Genomic DNA, 13,734 nt, shown 5'->3' on the forward strand with positions numbered 1-13,734 from the left:
TAAATAATAGATTTGATTTTCGTCACCCAGATTAACATCTAGACTTAGGTTGGAGCAAAAGGAGAAGGTTGGAATGAATGAAAGAATGATCAAAGAAGAGGCCGTGCTGCTTCACAAAAAGCTTGCCGGGAAAATTAGTATTGTCAGTAAGGTAGAAGTTAACAATGCAGATGATTTAAGTTTAGCCTATACACCAGGTGTAGCGGAGCCATGTAAGATTATTGCCAAAAATAGTGAGGCTTCTTTTGAGCATACAGGGCGTGGTAATTTAGTAGCTGTTGTCACAGATGGAACAGCGGTCTTAGGGTTAGGAGATATTGGTCCCGAAGCAGCAATGCCGGTAATGGAGGGGAAGGCAGTTTTATTTAAACAATTCGCAGGGATTGATGCTTATCCGCTCTGCTTGGGAACAAAAAATGTCGATGAAATAGTCAATATCATCAAAGCATTAGAGCCAACGTTCGGCGGAATCAATTTGGAGGATATCGCTGCTCCAAGATGCTTTGAAATTGAAGAACGCTTAAAAAAGGAATTAAACATTCCTGTGTTTCATGATGACCAGCATGGGACAGCAATTGTCGTACTGGCTGGCCTTTTAAATGCACTTAGAATTGTTAAGAAAAGTATCTATAGGGTAAAGGTAGTCATCAATGGCGCAGGTTCTGCTGGGATTGCGATTGCCAAGCTTTTATTAACTGCCGGTTTTAAGGATATTACGTTAGTAAGCTTGGAAGGGATTGTTTGCCCAGGTGAAATGTGGATGAACGATCGGCAGGCAGAAATAGCAGTGAAAACAAACCTGCGAGGGATACAGGGCACCTTACAAGATGCCATTAAAAATACGGATATTTTTATCGGAGTCTCAGGGCCAAAGGCTTTAACTGGAGAAATGTTCAGAACAATGAATAAAGATTCAATCGTTTTTGCAATGGCAAACCCGGTGCCAGAAATCTATCCTGAGGAGGCTATAGCAGCCGGTGCAGCAGTAGTTGGAACAGGCCGTTCTGATTATCCTAATCAGGTAAATAATGTACTCGCTTTTCCAGGGATCTTCCGCGGAGCACTTGATGTAAGGGCAACAGATATCACAGAGGAGATGAAGCTTGCCGCCGCCTACGCCATTTCAAGACTTGTATCGGATGAAGAACTTTCACCGCAGTATATCATTCCAAACGCCTTGGATTCACGTGTAGGGGAAAGAGTTGCCGCCGCCGTTTCGAACGCAGCCATTGAAGAGGGAGTAGCTAGAAAAGGAATGAGTAGCAAAAAACTAGTAGAAATCATTTAGAAATCCAATTCAACCCATTGGTGGGTGTTAGAAGAGAATAAGTTTAATAAGGTCTTTCACGTTAATCAACGTGAAGGGCCTTTTTTTGGTGAAAATAATTAGGACAGCCTAATATTTACATTTGCACTTTACATGCGTAACAGTGTTATGTTACATTGTTTATGGAAAGGGGTTTTTAGTATGAGTGAGGAGTTAATCTCAAAGAAAGACCTATTAGAATTAGCAGGAATATCCTATGGACAGCTATATAGATGGAAACGAAAGGACTTAATCCCGGAAGAATGGTTTGTGCGCAAGTCTACGTTTACAGGTCAAGAAACATTTTTTCCTAAGGAGAAGATCCTTGAAAGAATCGAAAAAATCCAAACAATGAAGGAAAACTTATCCTTAGATGAACTAGCAGACATGTTCTCACCTAATGTAGCAAACTTAAATTATAACAAGGATGACTTAATAAAACGTAACATTGTTTCGACAGCCGTTGTCGATTTTTACTTAGAACAGGAAAACGGTAGTTTGGAATTTAATTTTACAAGGATGCTTGAAGTGTTTGTTTTAGACAAATTGCTTCAATCGGGAGAAATAAACCTAGAGGAAGGGAAAATGGTCTTGCAGGTGTTAAAGGACCATACAGCATTAATTAAGCAAAAAAGCTGTGAGTTAGTGATTACCCGAAAGTTGGGAATGTCATCATGTCTATTACTCGTAAATGCAGAAGAATTTCACTTTGAACGTGGTACCAAGGTAGTCACTGTCCTTTCACTGATGAAGTGCATGGAAGAGATTAAAGCGAAATTATTATAAAGGAGACTGACGATGGATACGAAAAGCAGAGGAGACTTGGTGATTAATGGCTTCGGTGCATCCAACGGGGGGCAGTTCCGCGTTGTTACATTAAATGGCAGAGGAACGATTAACAGCGATTTAGAATGTATGGAACTTGATTGTAATGGTTCAGGTATCCTGAATGGCAATGTTATTGCTGAGAAAGTAAAGGTGAACGGGAATGGGAGGTTCAGAGGGAATCTTGAAGCTCAAAACCTATCGATTGATGGATCTGCACGGATCGACAAAAACCTATCGGTGGAAAAATTAAAGGTGAATGGTAAAAGCACCGTTGGCGGCAGGGTTAAATGTGAGGAAATCAAAATCCATGGCACCTTTACGGCCGGGGAGGATTGTGAAGCGGAAATCTTTAAAGCAGAATCGCAGTTTACGATTGGCGGACTTCTAAATGCTGACCATATCGACATAAAGATGTTTGGAGAATGTAAAGCAAAAGAAATTGGCGGGCAAACGATCACAGTAAAGCAGAAGGGATCATCCTTAGTCGGTCATTTGCTTAAGCCCTTTTATAAACCACAGCTGGAAGTGGAATTAATCGAAGGGGACAAAATTGAACTCGAAAATACTACTGCCAAAATCGTACGTGGAAACCAGGTATCAATTGGTCCCAATTGTCAGATTGGTCTCGTTGAATATACAGAGGAATTTTCGATGGATAAAAAGGCCGTGGTTACTGAAAACAGACGGGTTTAATAGGAGGGAAAAGAGTGATGATGGAAAAGAACGGAAATCTTATTATTAATGGATCGGGAAGCTACCCTGGCGGCCGTTACGAAAAAATCAGTATCCGCGGCGAAGGGACCATTATGACTGATGTGGAATGTTCGGCTTTCAATGTATATGGTACAAGTGAAGCCGCTGAAAATGTTAAAACAGGCTCGGTAAAAGTTTTTGGCGAAGCAGAAGTCAAAAGGAATATGGAAGCCGAGGATACACTTGTGATGGGGACGATGATGGTCGGCGGCAATGCTCACATGAAAAAAATCAAGATTTTAGGATTGCTGGAAGTCGGCGAAGGTCTTACGGGAGATGAGGCAAACATTAAAGGTAGTATTGCGGTGAATGGTGATGTGGAGTATGAGACGTTTGACTCGAGCGGCGGTTTTGAGATTAAAGGCTTACTAACGGCGGATACCATTAAGGTGGGTCTTCGTTTCGGGCAAAGCAGTGCCGAGGAAATCGGCGGCGGGAAAATCACTGTGAAAAAAAGGAGTAACACACTGCTGCCCTTTGGAAAGGAGATCGGGTCCCTTAGTGCGAAAGTTATTGAAGGGGATGACATTTATCTTGAAAATACAAAAGCCGAAATTGTCCGAGGTAACAAAGTGAAAATTGGCCCTGGCTGCCAAATCGGAGTGGTGGAATACAGGGACGATTTCACACATGATTCAAAGGCAACGGTAAAAATTACGACAAAGATATAAGGGAGAAATGTGGATGGTGACGAAGGAAAGTAAGTTAGGACTAGTGGTTGCGGGGCTATTGCTAGGTATTTTGATGGCCTCGATGGATAATACAATTGTCGTTACAGCGATGGGAACAATTGTAGGCGATCTTGGCGGACTAGAAAGCTTTGTCTGGGTTGTTTCCGCCTATATGGTCGCTGAGATGGCAGGGATGCCGATTTTCGGTAAATTATCGGATATGTATGGGCGAAAAAGATTCTATATTTTTGGATTGATCTTGTTTATGGCAGGTTCTGCATTGTGTGGAACAGCTGAAACGATCACGCAATTAAGCATTTATCGGGCGATCCAGGGAATTGGCGGCGGAGCGTTGGTACCGATTGCCTTTACGATTATGTTTGACCTGTTTCCTCCTGAAAAGCGTGGAAAAATGGGTGGACTGTTCGGAGCGGTTTTTGGCTTATCGAGTATTTTTGGGCCATTGCTTGGGGCGTATATCACAGACTATATCAGCTGGCATTGGATTTTTTATATTAACATGCCTCTAGGGATTCTTTCGCTGATTTTTATTACCATTGCCTATAAGGAATCCCCCATTCACAAAAAGCAAATTATTGATTGGTCGGGAGCCGTTACCTTGGTTGGAGCAGTTGTTTGTTTAATGTTTGCGCTTGAACTTGGGGGACAAAAATATGAATGGGATTCTACGGTGATCATGAGCTTGTTTGGTGGATTCGGGCTTCTGTTTTTGATCTTTTTATATGTGGAGACGAAAGCGAAGGATCCGATTATATCCTTTTCGATGTTTAGGAACCGCTTGTTTGCAGGCAGTACGATTGTTGGCTTATTTTATGGTGCGGCATTTATGGCTGCCACGGTGTACATCCCGATTTTTGTGCAAGGGGTGTATGGCGGAACAGCCACTAATTCAGGATTAATTTTATTGCCTATGATGCTTGGTTCGGTCGTTACTGCACAAGCAGGAGGTTTCTTAACGACGAAGATGAGTTACAGAAACATCATGTTTATATCCGGAGTAATTTTGATTGGCGGCTTATTGTTGTTGAGCACGATTTCACCGGATACAAAGAGAGCCGTGTTGACGCTTTACATGATAATTATTGGTTTGGGGGTCGGCTTCTCCTTTTCGGTGTTAAGCATGGCTGCGATTCATCCGTTTGGAATGGAACAAAGGGGCTCTGCCACCTCGACAAGTAACTTTATCCGTTCCTTAGGAATGACGATTGGGATCACCGTTTTTGGTACGATTCAACGAAGTGACTTTAAAGAAGGGTTGGAAAATGCTTTTGCGGGAATGGGGCAGATGCCTAAGGGGCAAAGTTTCGGGGATTCACGTGCCTTATTATCGGAGGAAGCAAGAAAATTAATTCCTGCACCAATTCTCGATAAAATCACGGAGGCGCTCTCAAGTTCGATCGTCCACACATTCACATGGGCTCTCGTCCCAGCCGGCCTTGCTTTCCTATTTATCTTTATCCTTGGGAAAGAGCGGATGGTTATTAATAAGGGGCAAGTGTCGAAATAATTGTTTGAAAAAGTAACTGATTCAAATTAGGTGAAAAAAGCCTATTCGAGTCAGTTTTTTCGTAATAAACAAACTATTTGAGGTTTGAGACTTACTTATGAGCATTGGTCCTGGATATTAGTAAAGTTTTTGCTTGTTCTTTTATGGGGTTTTCGTGTTGTCATTGGTTCTATCGGCGAATTTCCTTGTCTAATCAGCGAATAGGAGAGGTTAATCGGCGAATTTGGACTTCCAATCAGCGAATTGTAAAAAGGTGTCAGGCACCATGTGAAAAAAGAATTTGATATGCTCCCGATAAAGTAGACAGATGAAATAATAAAAATCTGTTTACTTTTTTGGGGGCTTTTTCTATGGGGAAATATTCATCACAAGAAAAATTTGAGATAATAACGGCTTATGAAAACAGAAAAATCTCAGTTTCAGACTTTTGTAAACAACACCACATATCTTCTAGAACTCTGAATGATTGGATTTATCAATTTCAGACATATGGAACTGAATGGCTTCAGGGTTCGGGGGAATGGAAGCGGTATTCGAAGAAAGTAAAAACAGCTGCGGTTAATGACTTTCTTTCGGGTCAATTCTCTCAAGTTGAGATTGTACGTAAGTATGAAATATCAAGTCGTTCAGTGTTACAAGGATGGATTAGGATTTATAATGATCATAGAGAAATAGAAGAGACGAAAAGGGAGAAGAACTCTATGATTAAAGGCCGATCCACGACATTAGAGGAACGATTTGAGATTGTTATGTATTGCATACAGAACGGGAAAAACTATCAACAAACATCTGATCACTTTAATGTTTCCTATCAACAGGTGTATCAATGGATAAAGAAGTTTGAGAAGGAAGGACCGGACGGTCTAGAAGATAAGAGGGGGAAGCGTAAAACGGAATCAGAGTTAACCCCTGAAGAGAAAATACAGCGCGAAATGAAGCGGTTAGAGCAGGAAAATGAACGCCTTCGGGCGGAGAATGCATTCTTAAAAAAGTTGGAGGAACTCGAAAGGAGGCGGTTAAAGAGATAAGCCAGGTCCGTTTGGCCGATAAATATACAGCTATTCAAGAACTTCATGAGAAAGAGAAATTCTCCATTGTGCTATTATGTGAAATTGCGAGAATTCAACGCTCTTCTTATTATAAATGGCTTAATCGCACCCCTCCTGAGAATGAAAAGATGAATGAGGAAATCCTGGAGGAGATAAAACGTCTATATAAGAAAGTGGACGGTATATATGGATACCGCCGCATTACGATGAACCTAAATCGTACCTTACCAAAGTCCATTAATCATAAACGAGTGTATCGATTAATGAGAATAGCTGGAATACAATCCGTTATTAGACGCAAAAGGAAAAAGTATAAGCCAAGCACTCCACAACATGTAGCTGAGAACATCTTGAACAGAGAGTTCCACGCAGAGAAGCAAAATGAAAAATGGTTAACAGATGTAACTGAATTGAAGTATGGAGTCTCACAAAAAGCTTATTTAAGTGCGATTTTAGATTTGTACGATGGATCCATTGTCAGTTATGTATTAGGCAATTCAAATAATAATCCATTGGTATTTAAAACCCTCGATTTAGCTTTGGAAACTAACCCAGGAGCAAAACCTATCCTCCATAGTGATCGAGGATTTCAATACACTTCCCCTACTTTTAAAAGGAAAATTGATAAGGCAGAGCTGGTTCAGAGTATGTCGAGGGTCGGAAGGTGTATCGATAATGGACCAATGGAAGCTTTTTGGGGAACATTGAAAAGTGAAAAGTATTATCTGAACAAGTACAGCACCTTTGAAGAGCTGAAGAAAGACATTGAGGAGTACATAAAATTTTATAATTATGAACGATTACAAAAAAAACTAAACGGCCTAAGCCCCTTAGAATACAGGGCTCAAGCCGCTTAGTGTCATTTATTTATTTCCACTGTCTACTTGACGGGTGTCACTTCAATTCACATGGTGCCTGACACCTTAGTTTTTTCTCTGCTTCTTTTTCTTTAACTGATCTTTGTATTTGATGTGAAAGATGACCATTTTTAGGCCTGAGCCAAAGTCAAAGGTGGCTAATAAAATGAGGAGGTAGCTGAAAAACCCCCAGCCGTTACTTTGTACATCATCAATGGCGAAGTAAGTAAATAAGCCGCCAAGGAGAAAGTAAATCAATCCTGAAAACAAGGGTGAACGTCTCATAGAAATCCTCCGATAAAGTTTTGAACGGCCTCCGCTTGTCTTTGCAGTCGTTCAATATCGTCTTTAAATATAGATTGAACCAAGACAACCATGGTATTCATCGCAACATGGGCAAATATTGGCACAAAAATGGATTTAGTAATAACATAAAGAAAAGCAAACGTAAAGCCCATGGCCGAATAAAGCAAAATGTGCTGAAATTCCATATGTGCTGCAGCAAAAATGACCGAACTAATGAGTGCAGAGATAAAAAAGTTATATCGATTGTGAAGCGATCCGAAAATGATTTTACGAAAAACAATTTCTTCTAAGATGGGGCCAATGATACTCGTAACAATGATCGCCAAAGGAAAGGCCTCGATAATCTTTAGAATATCTTGTGTATTTTCAGAGCCCATTTCCACCCCTAATAGGTTCTCAATGAATGCCGCAACGTATTGGGAAAATAGGGCAAGGAAAATGCCAGCAATGGCCCATACCACCGAAATACCGAATGAACCACCATTCTTTCTATAGCTGCGATCGTTCATTTCCTTTCGAAGCATAAAAACAATAATTAATAAGGCAATCGTAAAACTTGCGAGGAGCCATGACGGAACCGCAAGGCTTTGGTTAATCCCCAAGTATTTAAAGCCATACAAAAAGAGTGGTACACCGATTAAACTTGAAAATTGCATTGCGATGTAAACAACTAAGATTATCCAATATTCTCGTTTCAAATATCTAGTCCCCTTTAGATTCCATTTTAATAATTTTGCCGATTAGGTTATTTATAATCATTCATTTTCAAAGATGCCAAAATCGCTCATACCTTAATCTATACTATTCTTAATTCTACTCTTAAAACCAGGATTGTTTCAATTTAGAAATACTTTTAAAAAATAGGTATAGAATATCGTGTTTTTCCCATACTTTATAAGGTTGTCTGAAGGAATGGTTAAACGCTTCCGCTTTTCTATTTTTTTTGTAAAATTTTATGCTTCATACTTGCAAAAGATTTTGAGATTCATTATTATAATAATTGTGTTAGCACTCATTAAACGAGAGTGCTAATAAGTCAGAATTACATATATCTTTGAGGAGGTTGTTTGATTTGTTAAGACCATTAGGTGATCGTATTATCATTGAGCTTGTTGAATCAGAAGAAAAAACTGCAAGCGGGATCGTATTACCGGATTCAGCGAAAGAAAAGCCTCAAGAAGGAAAAGTTGTTGCCGTTGGTACTGGCCGCGTACTTGAAAGCGGAGAGCGTGTAGCACTTGAAGTTTCTGTAGGTGATCGTATCATCTTCTCAAAATACGGCGGTACAGAAGTTAAATATCAAGGTACTGAATACTTAATCCTGCGCGAATCTGATATTCTTGCAGTCGTTGGTGCTTAATTAGAAAAAGTGCAGCGTCCTTAAATTACTAGTACGAGGGCGCTCGAGCCTGACAAATAGATAAGTTTACCATAAACAGTTAAACAATATGAGGAGGTTTTCAAACAATGGCTAAAGAGATTATGTTTAGTGAAGATGCACGCCGCAAAATGCTAAGTGGTGTTGATGCCCTTGCAAATGCAGTAAAAGTTACTCTTGGACCTAAAGGACGCAACGTGGTTCTTGAGAAAAAATTTGGTTCACCATTAATCACAAATGACGGTGTAACGATTGCAAAAGAAATCGAATTAGAAGATGCATTCGAAAACATGGGTGCAAAACTTGTTGCTGAAGTAGCAAGCAAAACTAACGATGTTGCTGGTGACGGTACAACAACTGCAACTGTTCTAGCTCAAGCGATGATTCGTGAAGGCTTAAAGAACGTAACTGCTGGTGCGAACCCAATGGGTATCCGTAAAGGGATCGAAAAAGCTGTTGCAACTGCTGTACAAGAATTAAAAGCAATTTCTAAACCAATCGAAAACAAAGAGTCAATCGCACAAGTTGCTGCTATCTCTGCTGCTGACGAAGAAGTTGGACAATTAATTGCTGAAGCAATGGAGCGCGTTGGCAACGATGGCGTTATCACAATTGAAGAATCTAAAGGTTTCACAACTGAATTAGATGTAGTAGAAGGTATGCAATTTGACCGTGGTTATACTTCTGCTTACATGGTAACTAATACAGACAAAATGGAAGCTGTTTTAGAAAATCCATATATCTTAATCACTGATAAGAAGATTTCTAGCATTCAAGAAATCCTTCCAGTTCTTGAGCAAGTTGTACAACAAGGCAAGCCATTATTGTTAGTTGCTGAAGATGTTGAAGGTGAAGCACTTTCTACTTTAGTAGTGAACAAACTTCGCGGAACATTCAATGCGGTTGCTGTTAAAGCTCCTGGCTTTGGTGATCGTCGTAAAGCAATGCTTGAAGATATCGCTGCATTAACTGGCGGGGAAGTGATCACTGAAGAGTTAGGCCGTGAACTTAAAACTACTCAAATCAGCTCTTTAGGCCGTGCGGCTAAAGTTGTTGTTACAAAAGAAAATACAACAATCGTTGAAGGTGCAGGAGATTCTGCTGAAATCGCAGCTCGTGTGAACCAAATCCGTGTTCAATTAGAAGAAACTACTTCTGAATTTGACCGTGAAAAATTACAAGAGCGTTTAGCTAAATTAGCTGGCGGTGTAGCAGTTATTAAAGTTGGTGCTGCAACTGAAACTGAATTAAAAGAGCGCAAACTTCGTATCGAAGATGCTTTAAACTCAACTCGTGCTGCAGTTGAAGAAGGTATCGTATCCGGTGGTGGTGTAGCCCTTCTTAACGTATACAGCAAAGTAGCTGAAATCCAAGCTGAAGGCGACGTAGCAACTGGTATAAACATCGTATTACGTGCGATGGAAGAGCCTGTCCGCACAATCGCTCACAACGCTGGCCTTGAAGGATCTGTTATCGTTGACCGCTTAAAGCGCGAAGAAATCGGCACTGGTTTCAACGCTGCAAACGGCGAATGGGTAAACATGATTCAAGCTGGTATCGTTGACCCAACTAAAGTAACTCGTTCTGCATTACAAAATGCTGCATCTGTAGCAGCTATGTTCTTAACAACTGAAGCAGTTGTTGCTGACAAACCAGAACCAGCTGGCCAAGGCATGGGTATGCCTGACATGGGCGGCATGGGCGGCATGGGCGGCATGATGTAATTAGGGGTTTTAAAACCTTGTTATATCAACGTCTAAAAAGATAATTTGCTTTTCTTGTCCTCGGATTTGTCCTCGTTTTAAAAAGACAGGGCAGCCTATGACTAAAAAGCTAACTATAGGAGAAGGTCTTTCATCAGTTTGCTAAACTGTTGGGAGGCCTTTTCTTCCATATTGGCGGTCATATTAGCCCAGTTTCAATTACTTTTCTTAATTGTGGGTAAGCTCTTCTTTTTCTAAAAACTTTATTTCCTCCTGTTGGCTTTCAATCTCCTCAACCACACTTGATATTTTGGTAATTGGGTATTTTCCGTGGGATTAATTTTAATAAGTCCTAGCTCAACTGCATGATTAAAGTTCTATTAAATAAGCAGGAACAGCTTGATTTAAAAGGGATATTAAAACTGAAGTTATTGATAAAGGGATTATGACTACGTCATAATCCCTTTTACACATGGCAAGACAAATTTTTTCACAAGGAGATTAGAGAGAGATTCCTCTGAATAGGCAATTACTCTTCTAAACAATACTTATTATGATTTTAAACCATATATAATATAGCTGATAAATTTTACCATAAATTAAATTACATAACGGCACGATCAATTCATCACATCTATTATTATTTCATCCAAAATTTACAAAGTATTATTAATATAATATGAGGAATATTAAATTTTATAGGAGGTGAAGACAAATGTCACGTAGCGGTGGAAATCGTCAAAAATTAGTTCAAGGTGCTGAACAAGCGATTGATCAAATGAAGTATGAAATTGCTTCTGAATTTGGTGTACAATTAGGCGCAGACACAGTATCTCGTGCTAACGGTTCAGTTGGTGGTGAGATCACAAAACGTCTAGTTGCAACAGCTCAATCTCAATTAGCAGGTCAGTTTGGTGGTTCAGGAAATACTTCTCGTTAACAGTATTGATGTGTTAACACTTTTCTAAACCTTAAAATGTATGAATAAAATAATATGGCTACAGGCTACTTGCGATTCGCAAGTAGCCTTTCATAATAAGAACTGCCATAAAGCTTGAAATATACATATATTTGCCTTGGAGAAATTGTTCTCCTTTTTATTATTGCTGTGCAAGATTCAACGCTGTATTTGTTGCTGACTTGGTCAGTCATACCGCCCATTCCAGTCATGTTTTGTACAATATGATTGACAGAATCACCATGTTCATCTTGCAGAATTCGGTAAATTTATCAATTAGAGAATTCTCTACGATCAACCGAATGAGGTGGTTTCTCGAACCATTCATTAGCAATCATGATTTCCGCACAGTCTTCCGCGAGTTTGACATCATTTTTAATTGCAGAAGCATATCTGAGTCCTAGATCGCGCCGCATGGAACCGGATAAGGCAGTTCCATAATATGCCATGGCAGATTGAATAAGAAAGGCACAATGGAAAATCATTAATTTATCGGAAAAAGGTGCTGTCTCGGAATCGGTGATATGGGTATCCCAGGAAATCGACGAACTGATAAAGTCCTCATGCAGGATTGAACGAAAAATCGTAAGATGCTCTTCTGTCTGTTCCACCACCCGTTGGAAAAATGTCCGAATTTCTTTCGACTCCGCAGTTTGGCTAAAACCTAAGATTAAATCTTTTGCGAGTGTACTCTTCTGTAAATTAAAATAAAGACTGCTGATTTCAATAACGTTCAAGGGTCGATGGTCCCCTAACCACCCGGCAAGAAAACTTTGTTTTTTAGCAAATTCCACTTCTTCTGGCAAGGTGATGGTAGGAACCCGATCCAATAGTCCCTTAGATTTTAACATGTCTAAGGTCGTATCATATATCTCAGAAGCGCCTTTGAATGCTTCTAAATAAAATCTTCGTACGTCCAGCCTGTGAGATATGGTCATTCCGAGTGAATAAGCGGTTAATCCATGGGTAGTCATTCCGTGAAGATAAAACAGCCAAAATTCATCAGAAAATAAGCGAGGGGCATCAAGATGGACATCTTTCTCCGTAAATCCATGCGGAATCGGAAACTGTTCTTTTTGAAAAATCTCAGTGATCATTTGAAGGAGATGATTGGACAGTTGTTGTGCTTTATCAAAAATGGAATAGATGTCGGAATCCATAATGGTTTTTAATGCATAGGAATTAACGCACCGTGCCATCGAGTTGGTGAGATAGGGGGTCCAAAGATTCGATACATCCAGTTCTACGATTTTTTTTATCACTGCTATGCCTCCAAAATAATTTTTATAACCCTATCAAAGCCTGATAATAACCAATTTATTTTGCACTTTTTTATTAGCTAGCTTTTATAGGTATTAATTTACGGCTACTTGCTTTATTGACAGGACATATTGTACACAATTATGTGAAGTAATATACTTAAACAAACGGGTGCTTTAATTGAGGAAGTCCAATCAAAAAATAAGCCCTTCCCAACGGAAGAGCCTAACAACAATTACAGTTTTATTTTAAACCTTTCCGTCCATCTTCATATTTTTCTTCATGCATATGATCTACATAATCATCGGAAATCTCACCCAAATGAAGTATGTCTTCACCTTCATCAACTACTTCCAGTGATTCAAAATACTCTTTAGGGATATTAAAATCGATTAGAAGTTCCCCTGAAGTACTGTAGATACTACCAGACAAATTACCTGCTGGAGGTTCTTCCATTTTCAATAAATCCTTTAACGTCACAGCTTGGCCATTAACCTTAAAATTCATTTTAACTTCATACAATGCAATGGTTTGCTCTAATATTCTAACCATTTCATCCAGGTCTTCATCGCTTAATTGGGAAGGATCTTCAACATTCGCAACTTTTTCCCAAAGTGTATCGTTTGTTGCTATTTGGTCCAATTGGTCTTTATTTTTTTCTTCTACTTCAGTTAAATAGGTGAAAAATCTCTCTGCTTCTTCTTCTGTTATGCCAAATTCCTTTAAACCACTTTCGATTTCAGCCATATATTTGTCATAGTTGGCGTAAAATTCAACTGTCGCATCCAAATCCTCAATAAATTTATATTCATTCAAGTTATCACCAAAATGATCCATTAACTCATTTAATTCTTTCTCAGTCAGACCATATTTAGTTAATAACTCCTGTAAATTTTTTGAGTTAATAGGGGTACCCATAATTTCTTTTAGCTCTTCCACTGTACTAAAATCATCTAAAGGGATTTCGTAGTAGTCTAGATAATCCATTAAATCCTGTTTTGTCCATCCGATTTCGGTTAAATATTGATTTAATTCATTTTCAGAAGGAGCAGCTTGAGCCGAAGGAACATTGAACAGGAATGGGATAGTAAGCATGCACATTAACATTGCTTTTATATAGACCATTGGTATCCTCCT

The 13,734-nt window shown here is 39.4% G+C and carries 13 protein-coding genes; 9 read left to right on the forward strand and 4 right to left on the reverse strand.

Features of this window, described 5'->3' with window-relative positions:
* Positions 1 to 73 precede the first annotated feature (73 nt).
* From AC4QJR_RS01335 to AC4QJR_RS01360, 6 genes are all read left to right on the forward strand, one after another.
* The gene (locus AC4QJR_RS01335) at positions 74 to 1,288 is read left to right on the forward strand and encodes an NAD(P)-dependent malic enzyme (RefSeq protein ID WP_496525024.1); all 1,215 of its coding nucleotides are present in this window, start codon (positions 74 to 76) and stop codon (positions 1,286 to 1,288) included.
* 180 nt (positions 1,289 to 1,468) lie between these two features.
* Entirely contained in the window at positions 1,469 to 2,092 is a 624-nt protein-coding gene (locus tag AC4QJR_RS01340) for a YhbD family protein (RefSeq protein ID WP_496525025.1), read from the forward strand.
* 12 nt (positions 2,093 to 2,104) lie between these two features.
* Positions 2,105 to 2,827 carry a polymer-forming cytoskeletal protein gene (locus AC4QJR_RS01345; protein ID WP_496525026.1) on the forward strand — a complete coding sequence of 241 codons (723 nt, stop codon included), beginning with the start codon at positions 2,105 to 2,107 and terminating at the stop codon, positions 2,825 to 2,827.
* Between the two features lie 17 nt (positions 2,828 to 2,844).
* Positions 2,845 to 3,558, forward strand: a complete 714-nt coding sequence (locus AC4QJR_RS01350; RefSeq protein ID WP_496526590.1) for a cytoplasmic protein — start codon at positions 2,845 to 2,847, stop codon at positions 3,556 to 3,558.
* Between the two features lie 13 nt (positions 3,559 to 3,571).
* Complete coding sequence (locus AC4QJR_RS01355) at positions 3,572 to 5,086, forward strand: MDR family MFS transporter (RefSeq protein ID WP_496525027.1); 1,515 nt, start codon at positions 3,572 to 3,574, stop codon at positions 5,084 to 5,086.
* A gap of 350 nt (positions 5,087 to 5,436) precedes the next feature.
* Positions 5,437 to 6,992, forward strand: a protein-coding gene (locus tag AC4QJR_RS01360; RefSeq protein ID WP_496523681.1) for an IS3 family transposase whose coding sequence is annotated in 2 segments (ribosomal slippage) — positions 5,437 to 6,082 and positions 6,082 to 6,992 — 1,557 coding nt in all. Because the reading frame shifts where the segments join, the coding sequence is not laid out codon by codon here.
* A 66-nt stretch (positions 6,993 to 7,058) separates the two neighbouring features.
* On the opposite strand, the gene AC4QJR_RS01365 is transcribed toward AC4QJR_RS01360, so the two are convergent.
* Complete coding sequence (locus tag AC4QJR_RS01365; protein ID WP_098575102.1) at positions 7,059 to 7,277, reverse strand: YdiK family protein; 219 nt, start codon at positions 7,275 to 7,277, stop codon at positions 7,059 to 7,061.
* A complete protein-coding gene (locus AC4QJR_RS01370; protein WP_496525028.1) occupies positions 7,274 to 7,996 on the reverse strand; it encodes a CPBP family intramembrane glutamic endopeptidase in 723 nt (240 codons plus the stop codon). Before AC4QJR_RS01370 ends, AC4QJR_RS01365 begins: the two co-directional genes overlap by 4 nt.
* Before the next feature lie 374 nt (positions 7,997 to 8,370).
* On the opposite strand from AC4QJR_RS01370, the gene groES reads away from it, so the two are divergent.
* The 3 genes from groES (at position 8,371) to AC4QJR_RS01385 (ending at position 11,319) form a co-directional block, all read left to right on the forward strand.
* Entirely contained in the window at positions 8,371 to 8,658 is a 288-nt protein-coding gene (gene groES / locus AC4QJR_RS01375; RefSeq protein WP_026565252.1) for a co-chaperone GroES, read from the forward strand.
* Between the two features lie 107 nt (positions 8,659 to 8,765).
* Positions 8,766 to 10,400 carry a chaperonin GroEL gene (gene groL, locus AC4QJR_RS01380; protein WP_098575100.1) on the forward strand — a complete coding sequence of 545 codons (1,635 nt, stop codon included), beginning with the start codon at positions 8,766 to 8,768 and terminating at the stop codon, positions 10,398 to 10,400.
* Between the two features lie 694 nt (positions 10,401 to 11,094).
* On the forward strand, positions 11,095 to 11,319 hold the full coding sequence (locus tag AC4QJR_RS01385; protein ID WP_098576341.1) for an alpha/beta-type small acid-soluble spore protein: 225 nt from the start codon (positions 11,095 to 11,097) through the stop codon (positions 11,317 to 11,319).
* 290 nt (positions 11,320 to 11,609) lie between these two features.
* Here the strand turns inward: AC4QJR_RS01385 and AC4QJR_RS01390 are convergent, their stop codons facing one another.
* Both AC4QJR_RS01390 and AC4QJR_RS01395 read right to left on the reverse strand, forming a co-directional pair.
* Complete coding sequence (locus AC4QJR_RS01390) at positions 11,610 to 12,599, reverse strand: DUF3231 family protein (protein WP_496525029.1); 990 nt, start codon at positions 12,597 to 12,599, stop codon at positions 11,610 to 11,612.
* Positions 12,600 to 12,840: 241 nt separating this feature from the next.
* Complete coding sequence (locus AC4QJR_RS01395; RefSeq protein ID WP_098576338.1) at positions 12,841 to 13,722, reverse strand: processed acidic surface protein; 882 nt, start codon at positions 13,720 to 13,722, stop codon at positions 12,841 to 12,843.
* Positions 13,723 to 13,734: the final 12 nt, after the last annotated feature.

It is taken from the genome of Neobacillus sp. BP17 (genome assembly GCF_059579525.1).

Excerpts from the sequence above, each read along its gene's own strand:
- AC4QJR_RS01335 (WP_496525024.1), top strand. The coding sequence starts at position 74 with ATGAATGAAAGAATGATCAAAGAAGAGGCCGTGCTGCTTCACAAAAAG.
- AC4QJR_RS01340 (WP_496525025.1), top strand. The coding sequence starts at position 1,469 with ATGAGTGAGGAGTTAATCTCAAAGAAAGACCTATTAGAATTAGCAGGA.
- AC4QJR_RS01345 (WP_496525026.1), top strand. The coding sequence starts at position 2,105 with ATGGATACGAAAAGCAGAGGAGACTTGGTGATTAATGGCTTCGGTGCA.
- AC4QJR_RS01350 (WP_496526590.1), top strand. The coding sequence starts at position 2,845 with ATGATGGAAAAGAACGGAAATCTTATTATTAATGGATCGGGAAGCTAC.
- AC4QJR_RS01355 (WP_496525027.1), top strand. The coding sequence starts at position 3,572 with ATGGTGACGAAGGAAAGTAAGTTAGGACTAGTGGTTGCGGGGCTATTG.
- AC4QJR_RS01365 (WP_098575102.1), bottom strand. The coding sequence starts at position 7,277 with ATGAGACGTTCACCCTTGTTTTCAGGATTGATTTACTTTCTCCTTGGC.
- groL (WP_098575100.1), top strand. The coding sequence starts at position 8,766 with ATGGCTAAAGAGATTATGTTTAGTGAAGATGCACGCCGCAAAATGCTA.
- AC4QJR_RS01385 (WP_098576341.1), top strand. The coding sequence starts at position 11,095 with ATGTCACGTAGCGGTGGAAATCGTCAAAAATTAGTTCAAGGTGCTGAA.
- AC4QJR_RS01395 (WP_098576338.1), bottom strand. The coding sequence starts at position 13,722 with ATGGTCTATATAAAAGCAATGTTAATGTGCATGCTTACTATCCCATTC.